Annotated in this window: 16 protein-coding genes and 1 rRNA gene; 3 read left to right on the top strand and 14 right to left on the bottom strand. The window is 49.7% G+C overall.

Translation table 11 applies throughout. From position 1 onward, the window contains the following. From MOZ60_RS04915 to MOZ60_RS04860, 12 genes are all read right to left on the bottom strand, one after another. A 16S ribosomal RNA gene (locus tag MOZ60_RS04915) occupies nt 1-104 on the bottom strand; the annotation flags it as partial. A gap of 255 nt (nt 105-359) precedes the next feature. After that, nucleotides 360-1,049: an SDR family oxidoreductase gene (locus MOZ60_RS04910; protein WP_370595861.1), complete on the bottom strand. Its 690-nt coding sequence runs from the start codon at nt 1,047-1,049 to the stop codon at nt 360-362. After that, nucleotides 1,046-2,062, bottom strand: a complete 1,017-nt coding sequence (locus MOZ60_RS04905) for an SPL family radical SAM protein (protein WP_370595860.1) — start codon at nt 2,060-2,062, stop codon at nt 1,046-1,048. The genes MOZ60_RS04910 and MOZ60_RS04905 overlap by 4 nt, the downstream gene beginning before the upstream one ends. Beyond that, nucleotides 2,022-2,849, bottom strand: a complete 828-nt coding sequence (locus tag MOZ60_RS04900) for a hypothetical protein (RefSeq protein ID WP_370595859.1) — start codon at nt 2,847-2,849, stop codon at nt 2,022-2,024. The genes MOZ60_RS04905 and MOZ60_RS04900 overlap by 41 nt, the downstream gene beginning before the upstream one ends. A gap of 13 nt (nt 2,850-2,862) precedes the next feature. Then, complete coding sequence (gene truA, locus MOZ60_RS04895; RefSeq protein WP_370595858.1) at nt 2,863-3,903, bottom strand: tRNA pseudouridine(38-40) synthase TruA; 1,041 nt, start codon at nt 3,901-3,903, stop codon at nt 2,863-2,865. Further along, the gene (locus MOZ60_RS04890; protein ID WP_277635306.1) at nt 3,900-4,700 is read right to left on the bottom strand and encodes an energy-coupling factor transporter transmembrane component T family protein; all 801 of its coding nucleotides are present in this window, start codon (nt 4,698-4,700) and stop codon (nt 3,900-3,902) included. Before MOZ60_RS04890 ends, truA begins: the two co-directional genes overlap by 4 nt. Next, complete coding sequence (locus tag MOZ60_RS04885; protein ID WP_370595857.1) at nt 4,693-5,550, bottom strand: energy-coupling factor transporter ATPase; 858 nt, start codon at nt 5,548-5,550, stop codon at nt 4,693-4,695. The genes MOZ60_RS04890 and MOZ60_RS04885 overlap by 8 nt, the downstream gene beginning before the upstream one ends. Next, complete coding sequence (locus MOZ60_RS04880) at nt 5,526-6,353, bottom strand: energy-coupling factor transporter ATPase (protein ID WP_108776174.1); 828 nt, start codon at nt 6,351-6,353, stop codon at nt 5,526-5,528. The genes MOZ60_RS04885 and MOZ60_RS04880 overlap by 25 nt, the downstream gene beginning before the upstream one ends. Nucleotides 6,354-6,566: 213 nt before the next feature. Continuing rightward, nucleotides 6,567-7,409: a hypothetical protein gene (locus tag MOZ60_RS04875; protein WP_370595856.1), complete on the bottom strand. Its 843-nt coding sequence runs from the start codon at nt 7,407-7,409 to the stop codon at nt 6,567-6,569. Between the two features lie 39 nt (nt 7,410-7,448). Further along, nucleotides 7,449-8,432 (bottom strand): aspartate-semialdehyde dehydrogenase, encoded by a 984-nt coding sequence (locus MOZ60_RS04870; protein ID WP_370595855.1) that lies wholly within the window; start codon nt 8,430-8,432, stop codon nt 7,449-7,451. After that, complete coding sequence (locus MOZ60_RS04865; protein WP_370595854.1) at nt 8,429-9,766, bottom strand: aspartate kinase; 1,338 nt, start codon at nt 9,764-9,766, stop codon at nt 8,429-8,431. Before MOZ60_RS04865 ends, MOZ60_RS04870 begins: the two co-directional genes overlap by 4 nt. Further along, nucleotides 9,763-10,908, bottom strand: coding sequence for a homoserine dehydrogenase (locus MOZ60_RS04860; RefSeq protein WP_370595853.1), 1,146 nt, complete (start codon nt 10,906-10,908; stop codon nt 9,763-9,765). Before MOZ60_RS04860 ends, MOZ60_RS04865 begins: the two co-directional genes overlap by 4 nt. A gap of 89 nt (nt 10,909-10,997) precedes the next feature. Between MOZ60_RS04860 and thrC the strand changes: the two genes are divergently transcribed. From thrC to MOZ60_RS04845, 3 genes are read left to right on the top strand one after another with little or no spacing between them, the layout of a single operon-like run. Then, nucleotides 10,998-12,488: a threonine synthase gene (gene thrC / locus MOZ60_RS04855; RefSeq protein ID WP_370595852.1), complete on the top strand. Its 1,491-nt coding sequence runs from the start codon at nt 10,998-11,000 to the stop codon at nt 12,486-12,488. Then, a complete protein-coding gene (gene thrB / locus MOZ60_RS04850) occupies nt 12,475-13,344 on the top strand; it encodes a homoserine kinase (RefSeq protein WP_370595851.1) in 870 nt (289 codons plus the stop codon). The genes thrC and thrB overlap by 14 nt, the downstream gene beginning before the upstream one ends. Beyond that, nucleotides 13,341-13,778 (top strand): ACT domain-containing protein, encoded by a 438-nt coding sequence (locus tag MOZ60_RS04845; protein ID WP_277008234.1) that lies wholly within the window; start codon nt 13,341-13,343, stop codon nt 13,776-13,778. The genes thrB and MOZ60_RS04845 overlap by 4 nt, the downstream gene beginning before the upstream one ends. A gap of 24 nt (nt 13,779-13,802) precedes the next feature. On the opposite strand, the gene MOZ60_RS04840 is transcribed toward MOZ60_RS04845, so the two are convergent. Next, entirely contained in the window at nt 13,803-14,150 is a 348-nt protein-coding gene (locus MOZ60_RS04840) for a DUF1016 N-terminal domain-containing protein (RefSeq protein WP_370595850.1), read from the bottom strand. A gap of 55 nt (nt 14,151-14,205) precedes the next feature. Next, complete coding sequence (locus tag MOZ60_RS04835) at nt 14,206-15,099, bottom strand: DMT family transporter (RefSeq protein WP_370595849.1); 894 nt, start codon at nt 15,097-15,099, stop codon at nt 14,206-14,208. Between the last annotated feature and the right edge of the window lie 50 nt (nt 15,100-15,149).

Genomic DNA, 15,149 nt, shown 5'->3' with positions numbered 1-15,149 from the left:
TCGCCACTCGGTCAACCCAGCAAGCTGGGTCTTCCTCGTTCGACTTGCATGTATTAGGCACGCCGCCAGCGTTTATCCTGAGCCAGGATCAAACTCTTCATTTGACTTGTGCTCACCTGATTACTTAAAATCAGGATTTCTTATAAACTCATTGACGTTGTTTGTGTTCTAATCTTTCTGTTCAGTTTTCAAAGATCTGCGCTCGCTTCCTTCTCAGAAGCAGCTTGTTTATCTTACCTCTTCAGTTTATTTTGTCAACAACTTTTTTCCTCATTGCCAACCCGATCCATGATCATTTCCTGATGCCTGAATCCCTGCTGAAGAAGCTTCATGATCTTACCCTCTCTCCTCCCTCTCTGTCAACTGGTTTTTTTAGAAATTGCATTGCGCTGGGGACGCAGCACTATTTCACTCGGGCAGATCTCCTGTCTCATGACGAGCAGATCATGCACGGCCTGCGCAATATCCTCGGGTTCCAGATGACAGTCCGGTGCTTCATTCGGTATAAAATCTGCATTTCGATACAATTCTGTTTTAGTCAGATCCGGCATCATACAGATGACCTTCATTCCGTGCTTTCTTTCTTCTTCAAACAACGATCTCGAAAAAGCAAGCAGGCCGGCTTTGGCAGCGCCATACGCAGCCGCATGGGGACTGGCAGACAGGGCAGTGACACTGGAAATATTGATGATCGTGCCCCGATTTTCCCGCAGCATTCTTCCATAGTACCGGCATAAGCGCATCGGCACTTCCAGATCCAGCCGTACCATCTGCTGAATCTGACTGTCTTTCATAAACTCATGCAGCCCATAGTACGCACAGCCCGCATTGTTTACCAGCAGTGACAGATCAAGATCCAGATGGTCAAGGCAGGATATGACTCTTTGATCATCCAGCAGATCCAGAATAACCGGATGAAATGAAGATGGGTATGGCTGCTGATCAAACGTGCGGCCAATTCCCCACACCTCCCAGCCATCTTCGCACAGCTGTATGGCAATGGCCCTGCCAATGCCATGGCTTGCGCCGGTTACAAGTGCCTGTTTCATGATTCCCTCCAGAAGAAAATCTTTTCTTTACCAATGCCATGTTCTGCCAGAGCCTCAACAATACTGTCGGTCATGTCTGCTTCCATCTGTGCAGGCAGATGATAAAAACCCTTTTCGCATACATACGGATACTGCAGCACAGCACTGTCAGGATACTGCCGGCGCATCCTTGCCATATACACCTTTGAAAGACGGAAACTGCCAATTGAGAAATCACGCACTTTCTGCAGATCGATTGTCCTGGCAGTCTCTTCCACAAGATCACGATATGCCTGTTTCTGATCAATGCACATCAGCACCGGATCAAAACAAATCCGCACCGGAAAGCCTAGATTCATTGCCTCTTTCAGCATCGTCAGACGGGCAGAAAGGGATGGTGTCCCTTTTTCCTCTTTTGCAATGATGCTGGATGGAGACAGCGTAAATGCCAGAATGGTTCTGCATGAAGCTGTCATCTTCTGCCATGTTTTATCAAAAGTTCCCTTGGTACGGATTTCAATCGTCAGGCGATCATGTGCTTTCGCAAATGCACTCCATTCCCGGCCATAGCCAAGTATGCTCTCCAGAGACAACAAATCCGCATCATAGGAAACACAGATATACAGCGGATGTTTCCGCAGTTCTTTCTCTACCGCCTCAAAATAATCTTCCAGATTGACAAAGACAGCCAGATTTCCACCCGGATACATGCCTTTGAGGAAACAATAGCTGCAGTCATAGACACAGTTCATCACACAGGAAGAATACATGAAATATGGATTGCCAAAGGACTGGCAAACGGGTGAGCCAGGATAGAGAAAGCCATCTTTCTTCTTTGCCAGGATCAGCTTCTGGCTCTTGTGCTGCAAAGCATAGGACTGCCGGGGCCGATCAAACACATCACGGTAATCTTTGATTTCAATGATATGGGCAGCAGGAAAGCGGGACAGAATGGAATCTGCCTGTGCTTTGATCCCCTGTTCCACATAAATCTCAGTGAAATCCGGCTGTAACAATCTCTCTTTCAAGCTCATGCAGCACCTGCTTTCCCTCTTCTTTGTCTTTGACTTCTGCCAACAGCGCTTTCTTTATAGAAGCATCTGTATCAATGCCTGATGCATGCCCATAGCGCAGCAGCTGGGCAATCTGTGCACGCATTGCCACTGTCGCATGAAGCTTTTCAGCTAATGCATCGATCATTTTCCCATGATCTGTTTCCGTATTCTCACACAGCAGATCCTGATATGCCAGCAGCTTATTGACAAGATCTTCCAGCACTGGTGCATACTGCAGAGATAAATCATGCAGTCTCTGCCGTGTCAGGATCCCGCTGCCATCATCCGATACAAAACGCACAAAGAACAGCTGATGCGGACCCATCACTCTGCCAGCAGCACAGGCAGCCCCTGCACACTCCATCTCATAGATGCCATGCGTTTCATCCATCCTGGCATTCTGCTGTGCATACAGCTGATAACCTGAAAGAAAGCCGGTCAGCGGAAGATCTGTATCCAGCAGTAAATCCGGATAATACGTCCTCTGCGTCACGGTATCGGTAATGCATTCTGCCTGATACACGCCCGGTTTGATCCCGGCAGCACACCCATACCACAGCAGCACATCCTGACTGCCGGCATGTACCTTTTCAAGCAAAGCGGCAGCAGACGATGCCGCATTGAGCTGGCCGGTTCCGCAAACTGCACATTTCAGCTTCTCATTGGAAAAAAGCTGAAGACCGCGGACACCCGCCTCCTTCTTCAGCTGCTTCTTTTCAATCAAAGGACGAACTTCCTCATACAATGCGGATGCAACATACAGCATGCGCCACCTCCTGTCAGCGGATGATCACAGGCATCCCGGCATCCAGACCGATCATGCCAAGCCACTGTCTGAATTGCACGAGCAGTGAAACGGCCTCATTCCTGCCTTCTCTGCAAACCGAAAAGATCTGTGCTTCACCGGGTGTAATGACAACTCTTGCCAGCATCTGCTGTGAATGCCTTGTTGTCATGACAAGATGAAGTGGATATGTCCTGTTTTCCATTTCTGCTTCTGTCTCTTTCAAAGTCATGCCTGTTGGCAGATCATCCCCCTGCAGATATTCCCGGATCATACCGCCCTCATCCAGTGCGGCAATCTCAAAGTAATTCACTTCTTCCAGCGTCAGACCGCAGGCAGGGGCATTCCGCCTTGCCTTTGTGCGGGATTTTGCCGCCAGAATCTTCTCAATATCCTGCGGCATGATGCGGTGGCGCCCTGCCTCAATCAGCTGCGCACTCATCATCCGTACCATATAGCGCAGAAACCCCTTGCCACAATAGGTAATCACAATATGCCCGTTGTTCTCCTGCAGATCAATCGACTGGATCGTCCTTGTCTGATCAGGATATTCTGAAAGCGGTGAAGAATTCAAAGATGTAAAATCATGTGTACCGACAAGATACTGCGCAGCCTGTTTCATTGCTTCAAAATCCAGCTTGATCGGACACTGGTATTCATAGTCTTTGGTAAACACATCATACGGACCGATATTGATACGGTAGGCATACTTCTTCCATCTCACATTGTAGCGGGCATGAAAGCGGAACGTCACAAGCTTCACATCCAGAATATGAATATCATCCGGCAGAAAGGCATTGATGGCACCCATCCACTTGCGCTCCTTCATCTCACGTTCCGTATCAAACATGAACACCTGCATGCGGGCATTGACACCCGCATCCGTCCTGCCTGAGGCAATAATATTTGTCTTTTTCCCGGTAATTCTTAACAGCGCAGCTTCAATCTGTTCCTGAATGGACGTACCAAGTGTCTGAGACTGCCAGCCATCGTACTTTCCGCCCATATACTCCACAACGCAGCGATAACGGTTCATATCACGTATGCCAGCAGAATCATCAAAACAAGCACACCGCAGGCACCGGCAAGAAACAGCCAGTCTGAAGAATGCATTTTCAAAATCTTATAACGGGTACGGGGTTCACCCGGGGCATAGCCCCTTGCTTCCATGGCATTGGCAAGATCCTCTGCTCTCTGGAACGCACTGACAAACAGCGGCACGATCAAAGACAGGATGGCAACAATCTTCTCTTTCATCGTACCTTCCTTCATATCCACGCCGCGGCTTTCCTGTGCCTTCATGATGCGAAGAGTCTCATCAATCAGATCCGGAATAAAGCGCAGGGCAATTGAAATTAACATGGCAATCTCATGTGCCGGCACATGAATCACCGTAAACGGCTGCAGAAGATCCTCAATACCTAAAGTCATATCCAGCGGCTTTGTCGTTGCGGTCAGGCAAGTTGTAATCATGATCATCAATAACAGTCGAACAGCGATATAGGCAGTCTGGGAAAGAGCACCGGTATACAGCCCCCATTTGCCAATGCCAAACAGGCGGATGCCATCCTTAATGACAAACGAGTTGACAATCAGCAGGAAAATCATCATGAACAGCATCGGCTTCATGCTCTTCCAGACATAGGAAAAACTCAGCTTTCCAATCAGGATGACACATGTCGCAACGGCAAAGATGATGGCATAGCCAAGCCATCCTGCCGGAAAGAAAATCGCCACCAGCATGATTAACATGGCCATGATCTTAGCCCGTGGATCCAGCTTGTGAACAGGTGAATCCAGAGGAATATAACGTCCCAGTGTAATGTTATTCATGTTTCTTCACCTGTCTGGCAATGCAGTCTGCCAGTGCTTCGATATCCACAATATCATCATCTATCTGGAAGCCCTTTGCCTTCAGGCCGTCCTTCATCTGCACGATAGCCGGCGGCACAATGCCAAGGCTCTCACAGATCGAGCCATCCCGGAAGAATTCCTTCACAGAAGTATGCAGGCGGCATTTGCCATCTGCCATCACCACAACCTCATCACAATAGCGGAATACCTGCTCCATGTCATGAGACACAACAAGCACCGTCGTGCCCATCTTGTTAAGTCTGGCAAACAGCGACATCATTTCCACGGTTCCCTGGGGATCCAGACCTGCCGTCGGCTCATCCAGCACCAGAATCTTTGGATCCATTGCCAGAATGCCGGCAATGGCAACCCGCCGCTTCTGTCCGCCGGACAATTCCAGCGGACTGCGCTGATACAATGCCTTATCAAAGCCAACCAGCTGCAGTGCCTTCTCTGCCTTTGCAATCGCTTCTTCCTCACTCGCCCCGAAATTCTTCGGACCAAAGGACACATCTTTCAGTACCGTTTCTTCAAACAACTGATACTCCGGGAACTGGAACACAAGCCCGACATCCCCGCGCAGAGACTTCAGTCCTTTGGGACGGGAGCCAGCCTCAATCTTACGATCCAGAACATACACCGTACCCTTTGTCGGCAGCAGTAATGCATTGAGATGCTGGACAAGTGTGCTCTTGCCAGAACCCGTCTGACCGATGATGGCCGTCATCTTTCCTTCGGTAAAAGAAAGCTCCAGATCATTAAGCGCCGTATATGCCATTGGCGTTCCTTCACCATAGATATGTGTTACATGTTCGAACTGTATCGGCATAGATCCTCCAGCAGGCTGTCAATTGTCAGATCACGGGGCAGCACAACCCCACGCTTGCGCAAAGCTTCCTGCAGTTTCAAAGAAAACGGAATATCCAGCTGAATCTCCTTCAGCTTCTTCTCCTGGCGGAAAATCTCAGCAGGTGTCCCCTGCATCACGCACCTGCCGCCGGCCATGACAATGACCTGATCACTGGAGGCAACCTCATCAATGTCATGGGTAATCGAAAGAATCGTCAGACCCCGGTCTTCATGAAGCTGCTTCGTCACCCGGCGGATTTCCTGACGTCCCTGGGGATCCAGCATGCTGGTTGCCTCATCAAAGATCAGAATCTTTGGCTTCATCGCCAGCACACCGGCAATGGCAACCCTCTGTTTCTGGCCGCCGGAAAGATGGGTCGGCTCATGATCTAGATACTTCGTCATGCCTACCTTTGCCGCATACGTATCAATGATCCCCTCCATCTCATCATGCGGCACACAGTGATTCTCCAGGCCAAAGGCAATATCATCCCGCACCGTGGAGCCAATGAACTGATTGTCCGGATTCTGGAATACCACACCCACCCGGCTGCGGATGGCATTGAGATTCTCCAGATTCAGCTCCAGGCCGTCAATCGTGATCTCGCCTGAAGATTTGTCCAACAGGCCGGCAATCAGCTTGGCAACTGTAGACTTACCCGATCCATTATGGCCGATAATGGCCGTATAGCTGCCCTCTTCCACGCTAAAAGAGACGTCACGGATCGTGGGGACGCCTTCTTCATAGGAAAAGTTCAGATTTTTCACCTGCAATATTGACATAGCAGGCTCATTATACACGATTGTGAAGATATCAGCAGGCAAAAGCCCGCCAAAACAGCAGGATCAATTCAGGCTGTCTGCCACTGTCCGTGCGCAAAGAGAAACAAAAACCCCGATATGTGCTTTCTTCATACCTTTTTTCTCTGGCATCATGCTAGCAGACAACGCTGTTCCCGTAAATGCACAAAAAGAAGCTCCGCAGAGCTTCCTGATTCACTGTACTAAATCGCAGTCCTGATAGGTGCCGCCAAGGGCAACTGCCTGATTGGCTACATTGAGAATATCCGAAATGATCGCACCATCCTCAACAAAGAAACGCTTGGAGGCCTGCACACTGCCATCTTCCTGATGCGTGCATGTATAGCCGGCATCATTGAGAATTCCCTCAAAGTGCAGCAGTGAATGCAGATCCGCAAATTTCACATGATGTACGGCACAAACAAGCGTATCTTCCGGAAACTGTGCATTATATGCATCATTGCGGTCCAGAATCTCCTTGATAAACGCAGGCTTGAGATACGGATACAGCTCGGCAACTTCCTTTACCTCATCACTGAAATCCTCTTCCTGTTCATCATCAGAACCGGCATCTGTCTCTGCCTCTGTATCAGGCTCTTCTTCATCCGCCGCAGGTGCTTCCTCATCCCCATCACTGATGGGAATCTCATGAGGTCCTTCCTCCTCATTCACCTGTGGCGCTGCTGCTTTTTTTTCCTCAGATTCCTCTGCTTCCTCAGGCTCTTCTTTTACATCTTCCTCATGATGATCCGCTGAATCAAACTTGTGAATTTCCACATCGTCATCATCATCCTCATCATCACTGTCATCCATCTTTACGCCATCAAGATGGGCAGAGCTCTTGTTTTCTTCACTGCCATCCTTGATCTCCACAAAATGAATCTCATCGTCATCGTCAGCAGCAACATCCTCACCATCATTTTCCCGCTGATCTTCTTCATCCTCTTCCGAGCGGCGGTCACGAAGCTCTTTCACCACCAGCACCGCTGCAGCAGCCGCTGCCACAACAAGCGCACCAAGTACTGTTTTCTGGAACATAACCCTGTCATTTCCTTTCGCTGCCTTTATTTTAGCACATCAGGCATGTTTGCAAACATACTCCATGATTTCCACCGCATTGGCAGCAGCACCCTTGCGGATCTGATCCCCGCAGCACCACAGAGCAATGCCATTGTCATTCACCAGATCACGCCGCAGACGGCCAACATACACCTTATCCTGATTGCTTGTCATCAAAGGCGTCGGCACCTCATCATCATACACATCCCCGTCAAACGCAGAAATAGCCTTCTTTACTTCATCCAGATCCAGACGATCCTCAAAAACAGCACACGCCGAAATCGCATGGCTGCGGAACACCGGCACCCGCACACATGTACAGGTCACTTTCAGATCCGGCAGATGCATGATCTTTCTGCCCTCATTGAGCATCTTCATCTCTTCGGTTGTATAGCCGTTGTCCGTCATGGATCCGATATCTGCAATGCAGTTATACGCAATCTGGGCCGGGAACACATGCGGGGTAATTTCCCTGCCCTGGCGGACATCCTCTACTTCTGTAGACAGCTCCGCAATGCCCTTCATGCCGGCTCCGCTGACCGCCTGATAGGTCGAAGCCGTCAAAGACACAAGCTTTGACAGACGTGCAATCGGTGCAATTGCCATATAGGTAATGATTGTCGAACAGTTCGGATTGGCAATTGTGCCATGATGATGCAGAGAATCCTCACCATTGATCTCCGGGACAACAAGCGGCACATCCTTCTCCAGACGGAATGCACTGGAATTATCAATATAGACAGCCCCAGCCTTTTCAATCAGCGGGCGGAACTGCTTTGAAAGATCATTGGAAACAGCTCCCAGCACAAAGTCCAGCCCATCAAAACAGCCCGGTTTCACCACATCCACCATCAGCTGGTCATTTCCATAAGGAATCAATGTTCCATGGGAACGCTCTGATGCAAACAGCCGGATCTCTTCACAGTCAATCTTTCGTTCTGCCAGGCAGTCCAGCATCTGTCTGCCAACAGCACCCGTAGCTCCAACAATTCCAACTTTCATTTGTTTTTCTCCTCGGAAATAAATTTATCATAAATCGCATGAATGGCTTTCTCAAAGTCACTGTCATTGACACCAACCACAATTGTCAGCTCATCACAGCTCTGGGAAATCGTACGGATATTGATGGCATGATTGCCAAACTCGGATAACAAAGCCCCCGACATACCCGGCCGGTTGCGCATTTCACGGCCAACCACGGCGATCTGAGAAAGATGTTCCTCAATCCGCAGATCATCCGGCTGCAGCGTATTCTTGATCTCTGAGACAATCTCATACAGATTCTGATCCACCGCATGGCTCTGCACAATGACAGAGAACGTATCCACTGTCACCGGCACAGATTCCACCGACACATTGTACTTTTCAAACGCATCCAGCAGCTTCCGCAGAAAGCCGACTTCCGTAGAACTGTGGGCCTTGATGACATTGATCGACGTAAATCCCTTGCGGCCGGTAATACCGGTAATCACATGCGGCGGTTCCAGGGCGTCCATCTCACTGCAGTCCTCCATGATCATCGTGCCAGGATTATCAGGATCATTTGTATTGCGGATATTGATCGGAATATTCTTCTGCCTCACCGGGAACACCGCATCATCATGCAGGACGTTGGCACCCATGTAGCTCATTTCCCGCAGCTCATTATATGTAATGCGCGGAATCCGCAGCGGATGCTCAATGATACGCGGATCAGCCACCAGAAAGCCAGACACATCCGTCCAGTTCTCATACACATCCGCATCCACCAGATTGGCAATCACCGCACCAGTAATGTCCGATCCACCCCGGGTCATCACCTTGATGGCACCATTGGGCATCGCCCCATAGAACCCCGGAATCACAATCCTGTCTGCACCAGCCGCAGCCTTCTCCAGCTTCTCACCTGTCACAGCCATATCAATCGAGCCATCATAGCGGAAACTCATCACCTCCGCCGCATCGACAAAGGCTGCCCCCAGATACTCTGCCAGAAGGCGCCCGGTCAGATACTCACCGCGTGAGACAAGATAATCCGTCGACACATTGGCATCAATCAGCTTCCGGATCATGGCAAACTCATGATCCAGATCCGTTGTCAGGCCAAGATCTTTCTTGATCTTTTCATACTTGTCCTGCACTGCCTGAAACAAAGAATCATACGACACATGATAGCGGACATGCGCCTCAATCAGATACAGAAGATCCGTCACCTTATGATCATCACTGGACTCCTTGCCGCACGCACTTGTCACAATGAACTTCCGGCCCGGATCAGCCTCGACAATTTTCTTTACCTTGGCAAACTGCACCGCATTGGCAACAGACGATCCGCCAAACTTGGCAACCTTGATCATAACATCACCCCCGCAAACAGTTTCTCATCCGCTGCCTTCTGCACTCTTGCACAAAGATCCATCAGAGATATTTCCCGGGTGATCAAAGCATCTCCGGCATCTTCCTGCTTCACATCATCAAACACAGCCGGATTCACAGTACGCACATAATAGCGGCCTTTCACACTGCTTTGATCCATCACAGCTGCCGGCATCACGGCTGCTCTGGCACCACTGCCTTCATACAGATCCAGAAGATCCTGCACCACGGCATGGGCAGTCGGCAGACTGCCGGCACCCGGGGCCGCAAAGGCCGATGTACCCAATGTTTCAGAATGCGATACAAGCACATTGTCATTGGCACTGATCGACGCATACAGACTGTCTGCTTTGACAAAAGCAGGCATCACCCACGCCGATACAGTATGATTGTGATTCTCACCCGTTCCAAGCAGCCGGATTGTTAAGCCATGTGACTTTGCCCAGGCAAAATCACATGCCTGAATATGACGGATGCCGAAAGTCTCTACAGCAGAAACCGGCATATATACGCCAAATGCCTGCATGCAGGAAAGCACGACTTTATTGGCCGCATCCACACCATCAATATCATCACTTGGATCACGCTCAGCATAGCCAAGCTTCTGTGCCTCTTTCAGCACATCCTGAAAGTCTGCGCCGCCCATTTCCATGCGCGAAAGAATGTAATTTGTTGTCCCATTGAAAATTCCCTGAAAGGAAGAAACCGGTTCAATGCGCGCAATCCGTTTCAGATTCGCCATCCAGGGAATCCCCCCGCCGCAGGCTGCTTCGTCCAGAAGACAGACATCATGTTCACTGGCCAGTGCATACAGCCGGGCTGCCTTTTCCGCAAGCATCTTCTTATTAGAAGTCACAACTGACTTTCCGCCTGCCAATGCCTTTTCCACAAAAGAACCAGCCGGCTCAATACCGCCCATGCATTCCACAACCACATCAATATCCGGATCATCCAGCACATCATCCGCGCATTCCGTAAAGCGCACATCCATGCCTTCACCAATCTCTTTCACCAGGATTCTGGTCAGCTGCAGGTCACTGCCTGCCTCCGTCTTTCCCTCATCCAGAATCTTCTTTACACCGCTGCCAACAACACCGCAGCCAAGCATGCCAACTTTCATCATGAACCCCTTGTCTTTATTTCAGATACACTTGTTTTTATAACGAGGACAGTGTATCATTGCACCGAAGTCAATGCAAGGAGAATATCACGATGAAATATGTCAGCACCCGAAACAAGAACGTCTCTGTCAGTGCCCATCAGGCCATTCTCAAAGGCCTGGCAGCGGACGGCGGCCTGTATACCCCCGCACAACTGCAGATTCATTTCACACCAGAACAGTTTCTGCACAAGACCTACCAGGAAACAGCCGCAATGATTCTGTCTGCCTTTCTGGATGACTATTCCAAAGAGGAAATCAGGGAAGCTGTTCAGAAAGCATATGATGACAAATTCGATGACAAAGACATCGCACCGGTGCGTTCTCTTACGGATACAAACCTGCTGGAGCTGTATCATGGCCCTACCAGTGCCTTCAAAGATCTGGCTTTGACCATTCTGCCAACCCTTCTGACAGATGCCATCCGCAAAGAAAACTGTCAGGATACCATCTGTATCCTGACAGCCACCAGCGGCGATACCGGTAAGGCAGCCCTGGCAGGTTTCAAGGACGTCCCGGGCACTGCCATCACTGTCTTCTATCCCGAGATCGGTGTTTCTGCCATCCAGAAACGGCAGATGCAGACATCCCAGGGAAACAATGTCAAAGTCATTGCCGTCAAAGGCAACTTTGATGACTGCCAGCGCATGGTCAAGCAGGCAGCCTCAGATCCGGAAATCATTGCGGCAGGCAGAGGCGTTTCCCTGTCCAGCGCCAATTCCATCAACCTGGGCAGACTGCTGCCGCAGATCGTCTACTACTGCACCGCCTATGCAAAGCTTGTCGAAAACAGCAAGATCAAATGCGGCGATGAAATCAATGTAGCGGTTCCTACCGGAAACTTCGGCGATATCCTGGCAGGCTGGCTGGCCAAAGCCATCGGCCTGCCGATCCACAAACTCATCTGTGCCTCCAACACCAACAATGTCCTCTATGACTTCCTGACAACCGGCACCTATGACAGCAGAAGACCGTTCCATAACACCATGTCACCGGCCATGGACATTCTTGTCTCCAGCAATCTGGAGCGCCTTCTCTTCCTGAAATCAAAAAAAAATGATGCCCTGGTAAAAGACCTGATGAAGCAGCTGCAGACAGATGGAAAATATACAGTGCCTGAGGAGCTTCTTGCCAGCATTCAGAATGATATGACCGGTGAATGGACAAATGAAGAAGACTGTGCCAGGACAATTCATGACACATGGCAGAATGAACATGTCCTGATTGATCCCCATACTGCCGTAGCACTGCATGGCCTGAAACAATATCAGCAGGACACAAAAGACAGCAGGCCTTCCCTGGTGCTTTCCACAGCCTCTGCCTACAAGTTCTCGCACGATGTATACAAAGCGCTCACAAACAAAGAAGAGGCAGATGATTTCAAGGCAATGAAAGATCTTTGCACACTGACCGGATATCCGATCCCGGCAAACCTTGCCAATCTTGAAAATCTCCCTGTCCGCTTCCACACTGTCATAGATCAAGAAGACGGTATGAGCACCATCAGGAATATCATGGAGGAACTCTCCCATGCCCATCATTAAAGTGCCCGCAACCTCTGCCAATCTCGGCCCCGGCTTTGACTGCCTTGGCATTGCCCTGGACCTCTATGACACGTTTACCGTAACAAAAGCAGAAAGCAAAGACGTCCTGCACAATGTCGAAGAAAAATACTGCACACCGGACAATCTGTTTCTGCAGGCATACCACAAAGGTGCCGAAAAACTTGGATACAGTGACTATATCGAAGCAGAATTTGCCTGTGATATTCCGATTTCAAGAGGCCTTGGCTCCTCCGCCGCCATGATCATCTCCGGATTGCTCGCAGCCAATGCTCTGCACGAAAAAAAGTTAACAAAAGATGAAATCTTCCAGCTTGCCTGTGACATGGAAGGCCATCCCGACAATGCCGCACCGGCTCTGGCTGGTGGATTCTGTGCAGCCATGCATGGAACAGCATGGACCATGACAAAACTGCCCCTGGATCCCTCTTTCGTCTTTACTGCCTTAGTACCTGATTTTGCCGTAGAAACAAAAAAGGCAAGAGCCATCCTGCCGGACAGCTACCCCAGAAAGGAAGCTGCTGCCAATATCGGTCATGCCATCTTTCTTGCCAAAGCACTGGAAACAGGCAATATGGACCTGCTCAAACAGGCATCAAAGGATTACCTGCATGAACCATACCGCAGCCAGTTGATCACAGATTTTGATAAGATCAAAGATATCACCGAAACAGATACCGATGGACATCTGTTTATTTCCGGTTCCGGCTCCACCTGTCTGCTTGTTTCCGCAAGACCGCTTTCCAAACAGGCACAAGACGAAATCAGTGCCCGCACAAGCCCTGCCTGGAAAATCTATTCTCTGCACTGTGACAGAGACGGAGGCAGAATCCTATGAGCTCTGATTTTCTGATCGTCCACAAAAAGATCCTGCCGGACTATCTGGAAAAAGTCATTGAAGCCCGAAACATGCTGGAAGCCAAAGAAGCTGCCACCGTTACCGAAGCCGTCCAGAAAGCAGGCATCAGCCGCAACACATACTATAAGTACAAGGACTATGTCTTCCCCTATGATGACAGCAGACAGACAAGACGTGCTGTCATTTCCCTGATCGTCAAAGATGAAAGCGGCGCCCTCTCAGCCATCCTGACATTCCTATCCGCCCACTCCATCTCCATCCTGACCATCTCCCAGGCTGTACCCATTGCCCAGAAAGCCAATGTCCTGCTCTCCCTGGATATCTCCCACACATCCATGCCCATGGAAACACTGATCCAGAGCATCAGACAATTGCCATCTGTCAAAAGCGCCCATCTGGACGCCATGGAATAAGCAAAAAGTGAGCTGATATCCGGCTCACTTTTCTTCTGAAGGCTCACTGCCTTCCGGCTTTTCAATGATTTGTCCCTGCTGCGCTAGACGCATGACTTCATTTTTGTTTTTACTCAGTATCAATCGTTGAAACAGCATGCTTTTCATTTGCCGTTTCAGCTCTCTCACGCCCCAGTTTTCCTGCTCACACTCTCGCAAATAAAATGATCTTTCCTGTGGATCATCTATCTTCCAAAGCTCCACATAATGGCTCCAGCTTAATTTGTGCGACAGCGTCGCACATTTTGGATAAGCAAGATACAACTGTCGCATCCTGCTGATATTGCTGCGGCTGAATCCGGTACCATACTGATTTGTCAGGTCCTTGGCCAAAACGTTCCACATTCAAGCATATATTTGACAGCAAATAACCACACCAACAGCCATTTCAAGCCTGCTGTTTCTGCTTGGACAGTGAGATCATTACCAGCATGGCAAAGACACATACAAAGCCGATGAAGTCTCCCACTGTAAATGGTGTACCCATGATGCCGGTCACAATCGCTGCGGTGACAGGCTCCGCAAAGCCATACAGAATGCCTTTTTCCGGTCCGATTTCTTTGACGCCCTGCATATACATCGTAAAGGCCAGCACATTGCCAACGACAACGACGAAGGCAATGCCAATGATGCCCATCACATTAGGGACATAATTGTACTGCCAGATCTTAAAGACAAAGGCAAACAGCAGGCCGCCCATCAGGAATGACCATGCCTGCAGGACAACCACCGGAAAGTGAGCCAAGAGATGTCTTGGATAGCAGTTATAGACGGTAACACAGCCTGCACACAGAACACCGCACAGCAGTGCACCAGCAGGGATGCCCAGTTCCATGCGGCCGTGCGTTGTGATTAACGTCACGCCAACCAGAGCCAGAATAATAGAGAACACATCGAATATTCCAGGCTTTTCATGCCGGTGAATGCATTCCACGATCAGGATCATGACCGGTGAAAGATCCTGCAGAATGGTGGCAGCACCAGCCGTTGATAACTGAATGGTGCGGAAATACAGATACTGACACAATGAAATGCCAAGCAGGCCATAGACCAACAGATCTCTGGCATCCCGCTTTGTCTTCCATGGCGAATATACATACTTTCCCATTCTGATCCGGCAGTAAATAAACAGAATCACACCGGCAAGAAACAACCGGATCGGCACAAGCCAGTGGGCATCCATTCCCTGCTTTGTGAACAGATACTGGCCCATAGAGCCGCTCAATCCCCAGCAGACACCGCCGCCTGCTGTTAACAATGCGCCTTTTACACTTTGTTTCATGGACTCGATTATATCGCAGCCAGGTTTTGTTTGTGATAAGGTTATGACAA

This window comes from Grylomicrobium aquisgranense (genome assembly GCF_033971865.1).
GTDB lineage: Bacteria > Bacillota_I > Bacilli_A > Erysipelotrichales > Erysipelotrichaceae > Bulleidia > Bulleidia massiliensis.
The sequence above is the reverse complement of the archived record's forward strand: the minus strand, read 5'-3'. Positions and strand labels throughout refer to the sequence as shown.